Source organism: Listeria grayi (assembly GCF_900638015.1).
GTDB classification, from domain to species: Bacteria; Bacillota; Bacilli; order Lactobacillales; family Listeriaceae; genus Listeria; species Listeria grayi.
Genome location: NZ_LR134483.1, coordinates 1,833,514 through 1,850,023, shown reverse-complemented (window position 1 = coordinate 1,850,023; position 16,510 = coordinate 1,833,514). Strand labels below are relative to the sequence as shown.

General features: G+C 40.2%; 17 protein-coding genes. 13 read left to right on the top strand and 4 right to left on the bottom strand.

What is annotated here, in order from left to right; translation table 11 throughout:
• Nucleotides 1-12 precede the first annotated feature (12 nt).
• Both EL241_RS08935 and EL241_RS08930 read left to right on the top strand, forming a co-directional pair.
• Nucleotides 13-672, top strand: a complete 660-nt coding sequence (locus tag EL241_RS08935; RefSeq protein WP_003755050.1) for a potassium channel family protein — start codon at nucleotides 13-15, stop codon at nucleotides 670-672.
• A gap of 134 nt (nucleotides 673-806) precedes the next feature.
• Entirely contained in the window at nucleotides 807-1,949 is a 1,143-nt protein-coding gene (locus tag EL241_RS08930; protein ID WP_126320518.1) for a hypothetical protein, read from the top strand.
• A 77-nt stretch (nucleotides 1,950-2,026) separates the two neighbouring features.
• Here EL241_RS08930 and rnjA read toward each other — a convergent pair whose 3' ends face one another.
• Together rnjA and EL241_RS08920 are read right to left on the bottom strand one after the other, a co-directional pair.
• Nucleotides 2,027-3,694, bottom strand: coding sequence for a ribonuclease J1 (gene rnjA, locus EL241_RS08925; protein WP_003755053.1), 1,668 nt, complete (start codon nucleotides 3,692-3,694; stop codon nucleotides 2,027-2,029).
• A 6-nt stretch (nucleotides 3,695-3,700) separates the two neighbouring features.
• Nucleotides 3,701-3,910, bottom strand: a complete 210-nt coding sequence (locus EL241_RS08920; RefSeq protein ID WP_003755056.1) for a DNA-dependent RNA polymerase subunit epsilon — start codon at nucleotides 3,908-3,910, stop codon at nucleotides 3,701-3,703.
• Nucleotides 3,911-4,678: 768 nt separating this feature from the next.
• On the opposite strand from EL241_RS08920, the gene EL241_RS08915 reads away from it, so the two are divergent.
• From EL241_RS08915 to EL241_RS08905, 3 genes are all read left to right on the top strand, one after another.
• Complete coding sequence (locus EL241_RS08915) at nucleotides 4,679-4,876, top strand: hypothetical protein (RefSeq protein ID WP_036106304.1); 198 nt, start codon at nucleotides 4,679-4,681, stop codon at nucleotides 4,874-4,876.
• Nucleotides 4,873-5,547 (top strand): hypothetical protein, encoded by a 675-nt coding sequence (locus EL241_RS08910; RefSeq protein WP_036106306.1) that lies wholly within the window; start codon nucleotides 4,873-4,875, stop codon nucleotides 5,545-5,547. Before EL241_RS08915 ends, EL241_RS08910 begins: the two co-directional genes overlap by 4 nt.
• Before the next feature lie 157 nt (nucleotides 5,548-5,704).
• A complete protein-coding gene (locus EL241_RS08905) occupies nucleotides 5,705-6,475 on the top strand; it encodes a Cof-type HAD-IIB family hydrolase (RefSeq protein ID WP_003755061.1) in 771 nt (256 codons plus the stop codon).
• A 45-nt stretch (nucleotides 6,476-6,520) separates the two neighbouring features.
• On the opposite strand, the gene def is transcribed toward EL241_RS08905, so the two are convergent.
• Entirely contained in the window at nucleotides 6,521-7,069 is a 549-nt protein-coding gene (def, locus tag EL241_RS08900) for a peptide deformylase (RefSeq protein WP_003755063.1), read from the bottom strand.
• Between the two features lie 706 nt (nucleotides 7,070-7,775).
• Here def and pdhA point away from each other — a divergent pair.
• The 8 genes from pdhA (at nucleotide 7,776) to EL241_RS08860 (ending at nucleotide 15,380) form a co-directional block, all read left to right on the top strand.
• Nucleotides 7,776-8,891 carry a pyruvate dehydrogenase (acetyl-transferring) E1 component subunit alpha gene (gene pdhA / locus EL241_RS08895; RefSeq protein ID WP_003755066.1) on the top strand — a complete coding sequence of 372 codons (1,116 nt, stop codon included), beginning with the start codon at nucleotides 7,776-7,778 and terminating at the stop codon, nucleotides 8,889-8,891.
• 2 nt (nucleotides 8,892-8,893) lie between these two features.
• Nucleotides 8,894-9,871 carry an alpha-ketoacid dehydrogenase subunit beta gene (locus EL241_RS08890; protein WP_003755067.1) on the top strand — a complete coding sequence of 326 codons (978 nt, stop codon included), beginning with the start codon at nucleotides 8,894-8,896 and terminating at the stop codon, nucleotides 9,869-9,871.
• Nucleotides 9,872-9,987: 116 nt separating this feature from the next.
• On the top strand, nucleotides 9,988-11,622 hold the full coding sequence (locus EL241_RS08885) for a dihydrolipoyllysine-residue acetyltransferase (RefSeq protein WP_036106310.1): 1,635 nt from the start codon (nucleotides 9,988-9,990) through the stop codon (nucleotides 11,620-11,622).
• A 4-nt stretch (nucleotides 11,623-11,626) separates the two neighbouring features.
• Nucleotides 11,627-13,030, top strand: a complete 1,404-nt coding sequence (gene lpdA / locus EL241_RS08880) for a dihydrolipoyl dehydrogenase (protein ID WP_003755071.1) — start codon at nucleotides 11,627-11,629, stop codon at nucleotides 13,028-13,030.
• A 122-nt stretch (nucleotides 13,031-13,152) separates the two neighbouring features.
• Nucleotides 13,153-13,464 carry a hypothetical protein gene (locus tag EL241_RS08875; protein WP_003755073.1) on the top strand — a complete coding sequence of 104 codons (312 nt, stop codon included), beginning with the start codon at nucleotides 13,153-13,155 and terminating at the stop codon, nucleotides 13,462-13,464.
• A gap of 154 nt (nucleotides 13,465-13,618) precedes the next feature.
• Nucleotides 13,619-14,560 (top strand): Rossmann-fold NAD(P)-binding domain-containing protein, encoded by a 942-nt coding sequence (locus tag EL241_RS08870; RefSeq protein WP_052009184.1) that lies wholly within the window; start codon nucleotides 13,619-13,621, stop codon nucleotides 14,558-14,560.
• Nucleotides 14,550-14,822: a UPF0223 family protein gene (locus tag EL241_RS08865; protein WP_036106313.1), complete on the top strand. Its 273-nt coding sequence runs from the start codon at nucleotides 14,550-14,552 to the stop codon at nucleotides 14,820-14,822. The genes EL241_RS08870 and EL241_RS08865 overlap by 11 nt, the downstream gene beginning before the upstream one ends.
• An 18-nt stretch (nucleotides 14,823-14,840) precedes the next feature.
• A complete protein-coding gene (locus EL241_RS08860; RefSeq protein WP_003755078.1) occupies nucleotides 14,841-15,380 on the top strand; it encodes a DsbA family protein in 540 nt (179 codons plus the stop codon).
• A gap of 47 nt (nucleotides 15,381-15,427) precedes the next feature.
• On the opposite strand, the gene EL241_RS08855 is transcribed toward EL241_RS08860, so the two are convergent.
• Nucleotides 15,428-16,372, bottom strand: coding sequence for a magnesium transporter CorA family protein (locus tag EL241_RS08855; protein ID WP_003755080.1), 945 nt, complete (start codon nucleotides 16,370-16,372; stop codon nucleotides 15,428-15,430).
• Nucleotides 16,373-16,510: the final 138 nt, after the last annotated feature.

Sequence of the window (16,510 nt, the reverse complement as noted above, 5' to 3'; positions counted from 1 at the left end):
GAGGCAATAACTATGAAAGAAGGATTCGCTGTCATTGGCTTAGGCCGCTTTGGCGGAAGTATCTGTCGTTCCTTGGTCGAACAGGGAATGGAAGTTTTGGCGATCGACTCAGATGAAGAACGCGTCAATGAGTATATGTCGATCGCGACCCATGCAGTCATTGCTAATTCTACAGATGAAAATGCCCTTCGTCAGCTTGGTATCCGCAACTTTGAACATGTTATCGTAGCGATCGGCGAAGATATTCAGTCTAGTATTTTAACTACATTGATTTTAAAAGAATTAGGAGTAAAATATGTTACTGCTAAGGCAACGAATGACAAACATGCCAAATTACTGGAAAAAATTGGCGCGGACCGTGTTGTCCATCCCGAGCGTGACATGGGACGCCGAATCGCGCATTACATCGTTTCTAAGAATATGCTCGATTATTTGGAATTATCCGATGAGTACAGCTTGGTAGAGATCTCTGTCTCTAACCGCCGCTTTTTAAATAAAAGCATTGTCGATTTGGATTTTCGTAATTCGTTTCGAGTGAATATCGTTGGGATCAAACGCGATAAACAAATGATCATCACGCCGGAACCAACCGACATTCTGCATGAAGGCGATGTTTTGATCGTTATCGGCTCCGATGATGATATCGAACGGTTGCAAGAACAAATCCAATAATTTTGATATTCGTATATAAAAAAGGCGAAATTGTGGCGAAAATCCAACATTTTTTTGAATGAAGGGCAAGCGTGCTTTTCTATGCTATAATAAAAGACATCACGAAAAATAGAAGTATGAGGGGAAGCGTATAAATGGGAATTATTAAAAAGAAATCGTTTTGGCTAATGTTAGGGCTAGTTTTATTACTACTGAGTGCTTGTGGAAAAGATCCGCGAGAAGATATGATCCAATCGCTTGCAAAAGTTTCGAATATGAAACAGGGAGCGGGAACTTTTGAAATGAAGATCAAGGATCTGAAGTTGGGAGATACTTCTCAAAATTCTTCCGTTGCAATGGTAACTTCACAAATCAAGAATGCACGTATTTCCGGAGATTACATCAAAAACAATAAAGCGGCAGAGGTGAATATAAAACTTCAAGCAGCTGGACTAGAAATTCCATTTACATTAGTAGGAAATGGGAAAGATACCTATATCTCCACTGATTTCGTTCAACCAGTTGTCAAGATCGCGTCTAGTTTTGGACAGAATGTTCCTGTTAACGAAGCGCAATTGGAAAAAATCAAAGGCAAATATTTATCTCTTCAAGAAGTAAACAAACTTTCGCAAACAGAAACTAAGAATAACCAAATCGATCCAAAAACAGCAGAAGCTTTTGCCAAAGATTATCAAAAAGAAGTACGCGATTATTTGAAAAAATTGGATAAAAAATCATTTACTGTCGACGGCGACGTGATCACACATACTTTTGATAAGAAAGAAATGTTGGAAGTTGTCAAATTAGCTCAAAAAACAGCAGAATCTAAGAAAGAATACGCTGAATATAAGAAGCTATTTTCTGAGAAGGATTTCCAAAAAGCATTGGATACTTTCCAAAAACTAACACTTAAACTGTCGGTAAACAAAAAGACCGATAAAACAGATATGATCTACACTATCGTGCCAAAAGATCAACAAAGCTTAAAATCATTGGCACTTGAAATGACAGTAACACCAAGCAAATATAAAAAGGCGCCGGTAATGCCTAAAAAAGCAGATATTCTTTCTAACGAAGAATTCCAAAAACTGCTGAACCAGCCGAAACCACAAACACAAACGCAACCGCAAGTCAAAATTACAGATGAACAATTCAAACAAGTGTTGAACCAAATCAAACAAGTAAAAGCAACTGGGCAAACAATTGATGCTGCTAAGAAACAACAACTATTGCAAACGTATAAAGCTTATTTATCGGATGAACAGTATAAAGAACTTCGTACGGAGTTGGATAAATAATTCGAAAAGAGCTGACCTAATAAAAAACCAGAGAAACGAATCCGCTATGGATTGCTTCTCTGGTTTTTATTTATAGCTTAAACTTCCATAATGATCGGTAAGATCATTGGACGTCGTTTTGTTTTTTCGTATAAGAAAGGTTGTAGTGTATCGGTGATCTCGTTTTTGATCTCTGACCATTTGGAAGTTTGTTGTTCCATCACGTCTTTTAAGTGACGTTTCAAGATACTTTGCGCTTCGCCGATCAGATTACCGGATTCACGCATGTAGATAAAGCCGCGTGAGATAATATCTGGACCGGACATGATCTTCGAGTTTTTCATATCGATCGATACAACCACGATCACAAGACCTTCTTCGGAAAGCACATGGCGGTCGCGAAGTACGATGTTGCCGATGTCGCCAATACCGCTACCGTCAATATAGACGCTTGCTGCATGGATCTTACCAGCAAAACGAGCAGAATCAGCAGTCAATGCTAATACATCGCCATTACCAAGTACGAAACTGTTTTCAAGTGGAACTCCAGTCTCGAAGGCTGTTTCGGAGTGGATCTTTTGCATCCGGAATTCACCATGAATCGGCATGAAGTATTTCGGCTTCATCAATCGAAGCATCAATAATTGTTCTTGTTTACCACCGTGACCGGAAGCATGAATGTTATTGACTTTTCCGTGGATCACATCTGCGCCTGCTTGATAAAGCAAGTTGATCGTGCGGTTGACACTGATCGTGTTTCCTGGAATTGGAGAAGAGGAGAAGACCACCGTGTCATTAGGCTGGATCTGGATCTGTCGGTGTGTTCCATTAGCGATACGCGATAGCGCCGCCATTGGTTCTCCTTGACTTCCGGTACATAGAATCGTTACATTGCCGGCCGGTAAACGGTTCAACTGATGTGTGTCGATAAAGGTATCTTTAGGCGCTTGGATGTAGCCAAGTTGTCTGCCGATCTCGATCGCGGAATCCATACTTCTACCAAAAACAGCAATTTTGCGTCCTGCTTCGATCGAAGCTTCGACGACTTGTTGCAAGCGATACATATTGGAAGCAAAGGTAGCAAAAATAATTCGGCCTTCCACATCACGGAAGATATTTTTGATACTTTCACCCACGACACGTTCGCTTAATGAGAAAGTAGGCACTTCTGCGTTGGTACTGTCTGAAAGGAGGCAAAGTACTCCTTCTTTTCCGATTTCCGCCATTTTTGTCAAATTAGCAGGTTCGCCCACCGGTGTGAAATCAAACTTGAAGTCACCTGTATGCACGATATTACCAGAAGGTGTCTTCACAACGACCCCATAAGCATCTGGGATACTGTGCGTAGTCCGGAAGAAAGACACGCTTGTTTTCCGGAATTTAAATACATCATCTTCTTCAAATTCATAGATCTTTGCTTGACGCAAAAGACCATGTTCTTCCAATTTGTTACGGATAAGCGCACTGGCTAATTTACCGGCATAGATCGGAATATTCAGTTCGCGGAGTAAATAGGGGACTCCGCCGATATGGTCTTCGTGACCATGGGTAATGAAAAGACCTTTGATCTTTTCTTTGTTTTTTACGATATAGCTATAATCAGGAATTACATAATCAATCCCAAGTAGCTCATCTTCCGGGAACTTGATCCCAGCATCGATAAGAATGATCTCATCTTGAAATTGTACGCCATACGTATTTTTCCCGATTTCGCCCAGACCGCCCAAAGCGAAAACAGCTGTTTCATTATTCTTCACAAATTTCATAAAAACTTATTTCTCCCACAATTTAAAATCAGGTTGGGATTTTTCATATTCTAAATGTGCATCGCTCAATTTCTCGATGAATTCGATATGAAAATCTTGGGCTGCTAAGATTTGGCGTACTTCTACTTCGCTTTCAGCCTCAATATAGATGGATTGCGTGTTTTCGCGGACTGGCGTTTCACTGTTTGTTACTTGATAAAATACTTTAAAAATCATTATATTCGCTCCTTTAAAATAAAAAAATTGATTGGAAAACAAATCTTTATCCCCAATGTAAAAATCTGTTTCGTTCGCTTAGTCATTAAAATATAGAAATCGGACGTCTGATGATAGAAAAAAGACAAAGTTAAAGTGAAGTAAGCAACTAGCTTTCGTTTCCATGCGCTTACAGTTCCGTCATTTAACAGATTATAGATAGTAATTAAGACAAAATGACAGAGTATTTTTTCAAAAATAAAAAGCCATTTCGTAAAATTAACATCTCTTTTTCATGTGGTTAATGGGTAAAACAAATTCCGAACTATATCCTTGCTATCTAATATACCACAAATTCGCAGAAAAGCTACTACAAACCATTTAATTTCTTGAAAAGAGTGGAAGAATTCTTTTTTTTACATGCTTTTTTAGGCGGATTTTGAAATGCCTAAAAAAAATTTGATATTACTTTTTAGGATGAAAAGCAAAAATAAACGATATTTTATTAATGTAGATAAAATAAGTGCCCCATCTAACGTTTAAAAGTTTATTAAAAAAATTTAGCTTTTAAAAAAATTTGATTTATCACGAAAAAAGGAAAGATATATCGCTTTTGCTCAGTGGGATACAATGTGCTACAATGCTTTTAATAACAGCGTTTTGCTCACTTTTTAAGAACAACGATTGCTTAAAAGGATAAGCATAGGTTGAAAATAAATAAGTGTTCATAAATAGTTATTTTATTCCTGTCACATTTCTAATCGATCATCATAGAAGGAGTTGGATAAAATGAAAAAATGGAGCGGTAGCCTTTTGATTTGTATGTTGCTAATTGGTGGCTTGCCAGTTACTACTCAAGCCGCAAACGGATATAATACTTACCCGGGTAATCATAAATTAAAAGGCGGGGTCGGCAATTATGGTAAAAATAGATGTTATTTTTGGATTCATCCTGATACTTATATGAAAAGGAGTGATCAGCGATGAAAAAAAGATATCTATTGATTGGTATTGGAATGAGTTTTTTACTATTAGTAGGCTGTGGAAAGACTGAAGCAAAAATAGAACAGGCTCCCAAAAAAGCAAGTCTAACGGCAGAGATATTACAGAAAAAACCTGAAATGATAGGCAGTTCACCATGCTATATCGGAGACGCTTCTACTATAAAAAAACAGCTATTTAATGAGTATTCGGATACATCAGGGATAGCCGTTATTGGGAAAGTGACTGCTACTGAATCGATTCTTATCCAAGAAAGAAACTTTAAGGTCCCTCAAACTAAGATAACCTTATTAGTGACTAAAGTTTTGACCCAATCAGGTAAGGGGCTTGAAAACAAGAAAATCACTATTCTTGAAAGTGCAGGTTATGATAAACAAACCAACGAACTGCATCTTTCAGAAGGTACCATGCCAACTGAAAAAAATACGGATGTTGCCTATGTTATTGGGAAGGGAACCGATTATATCAAGGAAGAACATTATTTCCCCTCATATGGTGCACGTTCCACCTTCATCAAACAAGGAAACACTTACAAAATCAAAAAGCCAGTAGATGTGGAAAACTACAAAGTAAAACGCGATTATGGCGCTGACAGCAAAAAAGGAAACGAAACATTAAATAAAGAAATGAACGAATTGATAGAGAAAAATAAATAATAGCGCAAAAAACTAGGTTGCCTATTTCTTCGTAAGAGGAAGAAATAGGCAACCTAGTTTTTATTTTCCTCACAAAAGTCCGCGCCGCCTATCGTTTTTCGCTGCTTATTCTGCTATACTTAACCATAGAAAAAGAATCAAAGCAAAGGAGAGACACATGACTAAAATCGTATTTTTTGATGTGGACGGAACATTGCTGAATGAAGAAAAGCAGCTTCCGGAATCCACGAAAGCCGCTGTTCGCTTATTACAAGAAAATGGCATTTATGTAGCGATTTCCACTGGGAGGGCACCATTTATGCTAGAGGCGTTGTGCAAAGAGCTGGATATTCGCTCGTATGTTTGTTTTAATGGACAGTACGTTGTATTTGAAGGGGAAGCAGTGTATACGAAACCACTTCCGCAAGAATCGCTGGAGAGATTGATCGCAGATGCGACAGAACATGATCATCCGATTGTTTTTTCGGCGGTGGATGAAATGCGTGTGAACTTACCTGACCACAACAGTGTCCATCAAGGAATGAGCTCACTAAAACTTAGCTATCCAAAAGTAGATGCTAGCTTTTACAAAGGCAGTGAAATTTATCAATGCTTATTGTTTTGTACAGAGGAATATGACCATTATTATACGGAAAAATTCCCACAATACCGTTTCTTACGCTGGCATGAGTCATCGGTCGATGTTTGTCCAGCTAACGGATCAAAAGCTGTGGGCATAAGAGAAGCAATCCGGAAATTAGGGTTTTCGATGGAAGATACCTATGCTTTCGGTGATGGGCTGAACGATATCGATATGCTGCAGGAAGTAGGGTGCGGCGTTGCGATGGGGAATGCACGACCAGAAGTGAAGGAAGTAGCGGATTACATTACATCTCACGTGGATGAAGATGGTATATGGAACGCTTTGAAACATTTTAAATTGATCTAAAAAAAGCAGCTTGAAACCGAATGGCGTTCGATTTCAAGCTGCTTTTTAGCCGATAACATCCACATCTGGTGGCAATGCATTCGGATTTTTGTCATTGATATGATCGTAAAACATCACACCGTTCAAATGATCGATCTCGTGCTGAACAACGATCGCCGGGTAGCTTTTAAGGCGAAGCTTGATCGGATTGCCGTCTTCATCAAAAGCTTCGATCGTGACGCGCTCTTTCCGAACGACGAAGCCGGGAACTTCCCGGTCGACAGATAAACAGCCTTCGCCGCCAGCAAGGCAAGCTTCCTGCACGGAATGACTGCGGATTTTAGGGTTATAAAGCGTGTAGCTGTAGGTGCGGTCTTCATCCTCGATATGGATGGCAATGATACGTTTTAAAACTGCTAATTGCGGAGCAGCAAGACCCACGCCACCGCGTAAACCGTATTTTTCAGCAATTTCTTCATCTTGGCTATTTTTTAAAAAAGTGAGCATTTCGCGTCCTAATTCTTTCTCCTCTTGAGAAAGGGGGAACGTTACTTCGTCTGCAACTTTGCGAAGTGCTGGATGCCCCTCGCGAACGATATCGTCCATCGTAAGCATAATTATTCTCTCCTGTCTTTTGTTAAACTACAATTATTTTAGCAGACCTTTTGAAAAAAATAAATAAATTAAGTTAGAAAGGGAAATAATCGGGTAATTAAAAAGGCGAACCTTTTTCGGGAGGTATTCTGTTATCATTCGTTATATAGGTGATTCTCTTTTTACTAAAGTTTGTGAATTCACAAACTTTAGTAAAAAGACTTCATCCCTTCAAAGGAATGTGTTTTATTGCCGTATGAAGCTTATTGTATAACAGATACGATTTTGAACAGCGGTTTTTAATACAGTGCAAAAATGCGAATGATTGGGTTTGCAAAGCGAATGTAAGCGATAGTTTTTTGTGAGCCCTCTTGTTGACTTCCCATTAATTGTGGTGTAAATTATAAGAGAAGATTGGTGTGTATTAATAATAAGACGCGATTTGATTAAAACAGAATGTAATGCGTTTTGCTTAAAAACGTACTTTTGTGCTGCGTGATTATGTGAAAAAAGCTCATTTCACAAAAAGGGTTGAGTGTTTTCGCATGAAACGACCTTGCAGCAACATTCTATTTCAATAGTTAAACGCATTGGAATGCGTCTTTGCTAGTATACACAATCAGGAAAGTCAGAGATAACTTGAGGCATACGGATTGCTACTTTTTTCTGTGATTGCTTGAAGCAGTGCTCTGTATAACTTGTTAATAAGGAAAGGAAGAGATACAAAATGGCTTCTAAAGCGAAGAAGGCAGTTATTGATGTAAAGAAACAGTTTGATACCGTTGGCAAGCAATTTGAAATGGTTCAAATCTTAAATGAAAAAGGGGAAGTCGTGAGTCCAGACTTAATGCCTGACTTAACGGACGACCAATTAGTAGAATTAATGACACGCATGGTTTGGACACGCGTACTTGATCAACGTTCGATCTCATTGAACCGTCAAGGACGTTTAGGTTTCTATGCGCCAACTGCAGGTCAAGAAGCAAGTCAACTAGCAAGCCACTATGCGCTTGAAAAACAGGACTACATCCTTCCAGGATACCGTGATGTGCCACAATTGATCTGGCACGGACTACCATTGACAAAAGCATTCTTATTCTCACGCGGACACTTTGTAGGGAACCAATTCCCAGATGATTTGAACGTGCTTTCTCCACAAATCATCATCGGCGCACAAATCGTACAAGCTGCAGGCGTTGCACTAGGTCTTAAAAAACGTAAAAAAGATGCTGTCGTAATCACGTATACTGGTGACGGTGGTTCTTCTCAAGGGGACTTCTATGAAGGAATGAACTTTGCAGGTGCTTATCATGCTCCAGCGATCTTTGTTGTTCAAAACAACATGTTTGCGATCTCAACTCCTCGTGAAAAACAAACTGCTGCCGTAACATTGGCTCAAAAAGCAGTAGCAGCTGGTATCCCAGGCGTACAAGTAGATGGAATGGATCCGTTAGCAGTTTACGCGGTTACTAAATTCGCCCGTGAACGCGCAGTAGCAGGTGACGGCCCAACATTGATCGAAACGATGACTTATCGTTATGGTCCACACACACTTTCTGGTGATGATCCAACTCGTTACCGTACAAAAGATCTTGACAGCGAGTGGGAATTGAAAGATCCAATCGTTCGTTTCCGTACTTTCCTTGAAGGTAAAGGTCTTTGGAACGAAGAAAAAGAAAATGAAGTAATCGAAAAAGCAAAAGAAGAAATCAAAACAGCGATCAAAGAAGCAGACGCAACACCAAAACAAAAAGTTACGGATCTTCTTAAAAATATGTATGAAGTACCAACTGCTCCAATCAAAGAGCAACTGGCAATTTATGAAGCGAAGGAGTCGAAATAATCATGGCGCAAAAAACAATGATTCAAGCGATTACAGATGCGCTTGCAGTTGAACTTAAAAATGATGAAAACGTCTTAGTATTCGGTGAAGACGTTGGTAAAAATGGCGGAGTTTTCCGTGCAACAGAAGGCTTGCAAGAACAATTCGGCGAAGATCGTGTATTCGATACACCACTTGCTGAATCCGGTATCGGTGGTCTTGCGATCGGTCTTTCTTTAGAAGGGTTCCGTCCGGTTGCTGAAATCCAATTCTTTGGTTTTGTATTTGAAGTAATGGATTCTGTAGCAGGTCAATTAGCTCGTATGCGTTACCGTACTGGTGGCACTCGTAATGCTCCAGTCGTAATCCGTGCGCCATTCGGCGGTGGTGTTCATACTCCTGAACTTCATGCTGATAACTTGGAAGGTTTGATTGCGCAATCCCCAGGTCTTAAAGTAGTTATCCCATCGACACCTTATGATGCAAAAGGATTATTGATCTCCGCGATCCGCGACAATGACCCAGTTGTTTTCTTAGAACACATGAAATTATACCGTTCATTCCGTGAAGAAGTTCCGGATGAAGAATATACAGTAGAAATCGGTAAAGCTGCTGTTCGCCGTGAAGGTACAGACGTAACGATTGTTACTTACGGTGCAATGGTTCAAGAATCTCTAAAAGCAGCAGAAGCTTTAGAAAAAGAAGGCGTATCTGTAGAAGTAATCGACTTGCGTACAGTAAGTCCGATCGATACAGACACGATCGTTGCTTCTGTTAAGAAAACCAACCGTGCTGTTGTTGTTCAAGAAGCGCAAAAACAAGGCGGAGTTGCTGCAAACGTGGTTGCTGAAATCAACGACCGTGCAATTCTTTCCCTAGAAGCTCCTGTTATGCGAGTTACAGCTCCAGACAGTATCTTCCCATTCTCGCAAGCAGAAACAGTTTGGCTTCCAAACCACAATGATATTATTGAACGCGTAAAAGAAGTCATTGCTTTCTAATGTAAGCAAATCGGATTATATACTTGCAGTAGGGATTCGTTCCTTACTGCAAGTCCCTATAAACAGAAGACTTTCGGGCAAAGCAATTTGAACAAATAATAGGAGGCTAATATATAATGGCATATTCATTTAAATTACCGGATATTGGTGAAGGTATCCATGAGGGCGAAATCGTAAAATGGTTCGTTAAACCAGGCGATAAAGTAGAAGAAGATCAAGCAATCTTTGAAGTACAAAACGATAAATCCGTAGAAGAAATCACTTCTCCAGTAGACGGAACAGTCAAAGAGATCTTAGTGGAAGAAGGAACAGTTGCAACAGTTGGTCAATCATTGATCACTTTTGATGGCGTGGAAGGTCACGAAAATGACGAAGAAGCTGCTCCAGCTCCAGCACAAGAAGAAAAAGCAGAAGCTCCTGCAGCGGCACCAGCTGGCGGTTCTGGCATTTATGAATTCAAATTACCGGATATCGGTGAAGGAATCCATGAAGGCGAAATCGTAAAATGGTTCGTTAAACCAGGCGACAAAGTAGAAGAAGATCAAGCAATCTTTGAAGTGCAAAATGATAAATCCGTAGAAGAAATCACTTCTCCAGTAGACGGAACAGTCAAAGAGATCTTAGTAGAAGAAGGAACAGTTGCAACAGTCGGTCAAGGACTTGTAACCTTTGAAGGCGAGTTTGAAAACGAAACTTCCCATGCTTCTACGCCGGAATCTCCTGCTGATACTGCAGAACTTGAGAAAAATGATGCTGCGAATGTCGGCGCTACAGCTACAGAAAACAAAGTCGCTAAAAAAGATCCAAACGGTATCGTGATCGCAATGCCATCTGTTCGTAAATATGCACGTGAACAAGGTGTAGATATTACCCAAGTTGGCGGCAGCGGCAAAAACAACCGTATCCTAAAAGCAGACATTGACGCATTTGCAAATGGCGGAGCTACTGCTACATCTGAAAATACATCTACTGCTAAATCGACAACTGATGAAAAAGTGGAAGAACCAACTGCAGCTAAATCAAAACAAGCAGCACCATCTGGTGATGCATACCCTGAAACACGCGAAAAACTTTCGCCAACACGTCGTGCGATCGCAAAAGCAATGGTCAACTCAAAACACACTGCCCCACATGTTACATTGATGGACGAAATCGAAGTAACTGCTCTTATGGCGCACCGCAAACGTTTCAAAGAAGTGGCAGCAGAAAAAGGTATCAAGCTGACTTTCTTGCCATACGTGGTAAAAGCTTTAGTAGCAACATTGCGTGAATTCCCTGTTCTTAACACAACAATGGATGACAAAACAGAAGAATTAGTGTACAAACACTACTTTAACGTAGGTATTGCAGCAGATACAGACCACGGTCTATATGTTCCTGTAATCAAAAATGCTGATCAAAAATCTGTCTTCGCGATTTCTGATGAAATCAATGAATTAGCTGGTAAAGCACGTGACGGAAAACTGACTGCAGACGAAATGCGTCACGGTTCTGCAACGATTTCCAACATTGGTTCTGCTGGTGGACAATGGTTCACTCCAGTTATCAACTACCCAGAAGTTGCTATTCTAGGCGTTGGACGCATTGCACAAAAACCAATCGTAAAAGATGGCGAAATTGTAGCGGCTCCAGTACTAGCATTATCATTAAGCTTCGATCACCGTGTGATTGACGGCGCAACAGCTCAAAAAGCAATGAACAATATCAAACGGTTATTGAATGACCCAGAATTATTACTAATGGAGGCGTAAAATTATGGTAGTAGGAGATTTTCCAGAAGAACGCGATACAATCGTTATTGGTGCCGGCCCTGGTGGCTATGTAGCTGCAATCCGCGCTGCACAACTTGGTCAAAAAGTAACAATTATTGAAAAAGCAAATTATGGCGGTGTCTGCTTGAATGTTGGATGTATTCCTTCTAAAGCACTTATTACGATCGGTCACCGTTTCAAAGAAGCTAACCATTCCGCAAACATGGGGATCAATGCAGACAATGTCAGCCTTGATTTCACTAAAGCACAAGAATGGAAAGGTAGCGTTGTAAACAAACTTACTGGAGGCGTTAAAGCGCTTCTTAAAAAGAATAAAGTTGAAATGGTAGAAGGCGAAGCATTTTTCGTTGATGAACATTCTTTACGTGTTATTCACCCGGATTCTGCCCAAACGTATACATTCAACAACGTTATCGTAGCAACTGGATCTCGTCCAATCGAAATCCCAGGTTTCAAATTCGGTAAACGTGTACTAAGTTCTACTGGTGCACTTGCCCTTACAGAAGTTCCGAAAAAATTAGTTGTCATCGGTGGTGGCTATATCGGTACAGAACTTGGCGGAGCATTTGCCAACCTTGGAACAGACCTTACTATTCTTGAAGGTGGTCCAGAAATCTTACCAACTTATGAAAAAGACATGGTTTCGCTTGTGAAACGCAATTTGAAAGACAAAAACGTAGAAATCGTAACAAAAGCACTCGCAAAATCTGCTGAAGAAACAGAAAACGGTGTGAAAGTTACTTACGAATCTAACGGCGAAACAAAAGAAATCGAAGCAGATTACGTGTTAGTAACAGTAGGTCGTCGTCCAAATACAGACGAACTAGGCTTAGAACAAGCAGGCGTTAAATTAAACGAACGTGGCTTGATCGAAGTTGACAAACAAGGCCGTACAAACGTATCTAACATCTTTGCGATCGGCGATATCGTACCTGGCGTTCCTTTGGCTCACAAAGCTAGCTACGAAGCTAAAATTGCTGCAGAAGCAATTTCCGGCGAAAAATCCGAAATCGATTATAACGCACTTCCAGCAGTAGTATTCAGTGATCCTGAACTTGCTACAGTTGGTTTGACAGAAAAAGAAGCAAAAGAAAAAGGTATCGATGCAAAAGCAGCTAAATTCCCATTCGGTGGTAATGGACGTGCGCTTTCGCTAGATGCTCCAGAAGGATTTGTGCGTTTAGTGACTCGTAAATCCGATGGTTTGGTTATCGGTGCTCAAGTTGCTGGAATGAACGCTTCTGATATTATCTCAGAAATCGGTCTAGCAATTGAAACTGGCGTAACTGCAGAAGATATTGCGTTGACTATCCATGCGCATCCGTCTCTTGGCGAATTGACAATGGAAGCAGCTGAACTTGCATTAGGACGTCCAATCCACATTTAATACAAAGAAAACGCTATTCTATTTAGAATAGCGTTTTCTTCTATAAAAAAACTATCTGTTTAAGAAAAAAAGGCGTATAATGACAAAGTAGGTCTAAAATCAGAAATCAACTAGGTGAGAATATGGGAAAAAATGTATCAATCGGTAAAAAAATCACATTTTGGGTTGTTTATCTAGTAGCTGCAGTTTGTTTTGTGTTGACGATCATCGCTTTCTTTATTGGTTTTCTGCATCATTTACATGACACAGGCGGTTGGCGATCCGTTATCGAGATCTTGGCAACACCGATCACTGGCTTTTTGAAAATGACAAAGGGCGTTATTGAGAAATCATTTTTTGAAATGCTGCTTTTAGTCGTTGTAAGCTATATCATGCCAATCTTGTTTATTGTTTTCACATCATTATTAAAGAAAAGACGCCAACTCGAAGACTAAAAAAACCTTTATGGTTTTTTTTTTTTGCTTTTAATAGCGAAAAACCAACAAATCTGGAATACTATCTTTCCCGCTAGGAACTGCTTTTTAGAGCAATTCATTGTATAAATAAAAATCGCCATGCTACAATAAAGACTAGAGAAGGAGGCTTGCTATGAGAGACGCGTTGAAAATAGCCATTATTGGCAAAGACCCTGCTATACCTTTATTATTACAAGCGTTGCTGCGTTGGGATCAGCGAACGGCGATCAGTGTCGTCGATGAGGCCTATCGTCCAGCAGTTAGCGATTATGCGTTTAGTCAGTACTACCATTCCAGAGCGATAATTCAGGGAACCACCTATGCGACCTGCAAAGAAGCAGAGATCGCGATCTTCTTTCAAGAAGAAATGAATGACCTTGATCTTTCAGAAAATCTGGAACTGCTTCAGTCGAAAGTGAAAAAGATGATGCAAAGCGGTTTTTATGGAAAAGTAATTGTGGCAACGAAGTATAGTAATGAAGCGGCTAGCGAGATCAAACGGCTTTCTGGGCTGCCGGCTCAGAATATCATCGCCATCGGGACTTTGCTCTTGACTAGATTCGTGCAGTTTCAATTAGCAACCAAATTTCAAGTGTCTTCCGAAAATGTACACAGCTATGTGATCGGAGATAGTGAAGCACATACTTTGCCGCTATGGAGCAGAAGTTATATCGGTGTAAAACCACTGCTGACCTATATCGCCGAACAAAATGAGCTGTTTTCACCAGGCGACTTGCAACAACTGGAACAAAATCTGGCGGATGTCACTGCGCTTGATCAGCTGTCGTTTGGAATGGAATCGGCACTCGTATTTGGAATCACCGAGATTTTGGAAGCGATCGCTTTCGATCAATCGAAAGTTTTAACTGTCGGAATTGAGGTAAACACTAAATATGCAGTTCCCGAGCCATTGTTTCTGAGCCTTCCTGCTGTTATTGCAAAAGAAGGGGTCAAAAACGTATTAGAGATCAAGTTATCCGAACAAGAACAGAAAAATTTAGATCAGATTGTCGCTGCCCATTTGGCAAATCCAATATGGAGTGGCAAGGAGGGGGAAGGAACTCATGGAATATAGCTATCCGATCGACCCGGAGTGGACGAGAGAAGAAATCACAGAAGTAGTAGCTTTCTTAGCAGTGATCGAGCAGGCGTATGAAGCAGGCGCGAGTGTCGCTGAAATCAAAGAAAGGTATGCCCGTTTTAAAAACGTGGTCCCCTCTAAAGGTGAAGAAAAACAAATCGGGAACCAATTTGAAGACGCTAGCGGTTATTCCATCTACCGCGTGATGAAAGAAGTGAAAGATGCTTCCACCAGCTACATCAAAATGCGTCCTTAATTAAAGGAGGAAATAAACATGGATATAAGTCAAATCAAAGCAAATGAAGTAGATGCAAAAACAGGGATTCATATTGGCAGAGAAGATGCTCCCGTCAAGGTGATCTCATTCGTCAATTTAAGATGCCCGTTCTGCCGCCAGTGGCAAGATAAATCACGCGAGGTGATCGCTGAATTTATCGAAGAAGGTAAAATCGAATTGATCGTGAAACCTTTTGATAAAGAAAAAGAAAGCTTACAGCGCGGTAACGTAACACATCGTTATTTGGATTATGAAAATCCGAAAATCGCGCTACAACAAATAGAAGAAATCTATAACACGCAAGATGATTGGGGAAGTCTACCACTTGATGAAGTCGGTGGCTACATGGAGCAAACACTAGGCTATACGGAGAAAAACAACCAATCTGCAGCAGAAAAAATCGTGGAAGAAGCAAACCGCGCCAACATCGTTTTCGTACCAACTGTCATCGTCGGGGAATACATTTTCGATGAACATATTGAACCGAAAGAACTGGCGAATCTGTTGGATAAAGAAGTAGAAAAATCGAAGGCATAAGAAAAAGCAGCCCGATACTCTTTAAAAGAGCGGGCTGCTTTTTTATGTCAAAAGAACTTTCTTCTCCAGAAAATAAAGGTAACGATACCAGCGATCCCAAAAGAAATGCCGAGTGTCAGCATCCAAGAGAATGGGAAATTGTCTAATGGCAAAGCCACATTCATGCCGTAAAAACTGAAAACCATTGTCGGGATCGTTAAAATGATCGTAAAGGAAGTTAGGAACTTCATGACAACGTTCATATTATTGGAAATGATCGAAGCATAAGCATCCATCATGCCACTCAGGATATTGGAATGGACTTCTGCCATTTCGATACCTTGTCGATTTTCAATGATAACATCTTCTAAGAGATCTTGATCCTCTTCGTACATTTTCACGATATTTTGCCGCATCATTTTGTCCAAAATAAGCTTATTGGATTTCAGTGCGGTCACAAAGTAAACCAAACTTTTTTCGATCCCCATCAAATCGTATAGTTGTTTATTCTTCATCGAAACGTGCAATTCTTTTTCGATTTCATCAGTTTGCCGGTTCAAACGTTTTAGATGGCGCAAGAACTGAGTCGAGATCATATATTGGATCTGCAAAGCGAATCGTGTCTTCATGTGGGAATAAAACCCTTTGATGCGTTTTCGGATAAAAGATTGGATAATGGAAGACTCTACCGTACAAATGGTAAAAAAATAATCTTTTGTCAGAATAATACCAAGCGGCAGTGTTTCAAACGATGCGTAATGAATGTCGTCCTCATCGACAATTGGAAAATCGGAAATAATCAATACAGAATCTGTATCATCATCCCGTTCGATCCGGGCACTTTCATCTTTATCGAGTGAATCCTCCAAGAATTCAAGCGGGATATCATATTGTTCCGCTAATTGGTTGATTTCTTCCGAGGTGGGAGCAACGATGTTGATCCAAGCGCCTCTAGAAGCTACTTCTACTTCTTCAAGTTGTCCTTGTTCATTAGATTTGAAAATTTGGTGCATGACCAATACCTCCTTTTTTAGGCAGGCAGGCTTTCCACCATTTGTAACGTGAAAATATCGCCTGCCTTATTACTTCGATGTGGTTCAGGTTCATTAATGATATGCTGGGCTTTTTCCACGTTCTTTCATCTCCTTTGA

Bases quoted from the DNA above. Each gene is read 5' to 3' on its own strand.
- EL241_RS08855 (WP_003755080.1), bottom strand. From the start codon at position 16,372: ATGCACCAAATTTTCAAATCTAATGAACAAGGACAACTTGAAGAAGTA.
- def (WP_003755063.1), bottom strand. From the start codon at position 7,069: ATGCTTACGATGGACGATATCGTTCGCGAGGGGCATCCAGCACTTCGC.
- EL241_RS08915 (WP_036106304.1), top strand. From the start codon at position 4,679: ATGAAAAAATGGAGCGGTAGCCTTTTGATTTGTATGTTGCTAATTGGT.
- EL241_RS08870 (WP_052009184.1), top strand. From the start codon at position 13,619: ATGAGAGACGCGTTGAAAATAGCCATTATTGGCAAAGACCCTGCTATA.
- EL241_RS08860 (WP_003755078.1), top strand. From the start codon at position 14,841: ATGGATATAAGTCAAATCAAAGCAAATGAAGTAGATGCAAAAACAGGG.
- EL241_RS08935 (WP_003755050.1), top strand. From the start codon at position 13: ATGAAAGAAGGATTCGCTGTCATTGGCTTAGGCCGCTTTGGCGGAAGT.
- EL241_RS08905 (WP_003755061.1), top strand. From the start codon at position 5,705: ATGACTAAAATCGTATTTTTTGATGTGGACGGAACATTGCTGAATGAA.
- EL241_RS08910 (WP_036106306.1), top strand. From the start codon at position 4,873: ATGAAAAAAAGATATCTATTGATTGGTATTGGAATGAGTTTTTTACTA.
- rnjA (WP_003755053.1), bottom strand. From the start codon at position 3,694: ATGAAATTTGTGAAGAATAATGAAACAGCTGTTTTCGCTTTGGGCGGT.
- EL241_RS08865 (WP_036106313.1), top strand. From the start codon at position 14,550: ATGGAATATAGCTATCCGATCGACCCGGAGTGGACGAGAGAAGAAATC.
- EL241_RS08890 (WP_003755067.1), top strand. From the start codon at position 8,894: ATGGCGCAAAAAACAATGATTCAAGCGATTACAGATGCGCTTGCAGTT.
- pdhA (WP_003755066.1), top strand. From the start codon at position 7,776: ATGGCTTCTAAAGCGAAGAAGGCAGTTATTGATGTAAAGAAACAGTTT.
- EL241_RS08885 (WP_036106310.1), top strand. From the start codon at position 9,988: ATGGCATATTCATTTAAATTACCGGATATTGGTGAAGGTATCCATGAG.
- EL241_RS08930 (WP_126320518.1), top strand. From the start codon at position 807: ATGGGAATTATTAAAAAGAAATCGTTTTGGCTAATGTTAGGGCTAGTT.
- lpdA (WP_003755071.1), top strand. From the start codon at position 11,627: ATGGTAGTAGGAGATTTTCCAGAAGAACGCGATACAATCGTTATTGGT.
- EL241_RS08875 (WP_003755073.1), top strand. From the start codon at position 13,153: ATGGGAAAAAATGTATCAATCGGTAAAAAAATCACATTTTGGGTTGTT.
- EL241_RS08920 (WP_003755056.1), bottom strand. From the start codon at position 3,910: ATGATTTTTAAAGTATTTTATCAAGTAACAAACAGTGAAACGCCAGTC.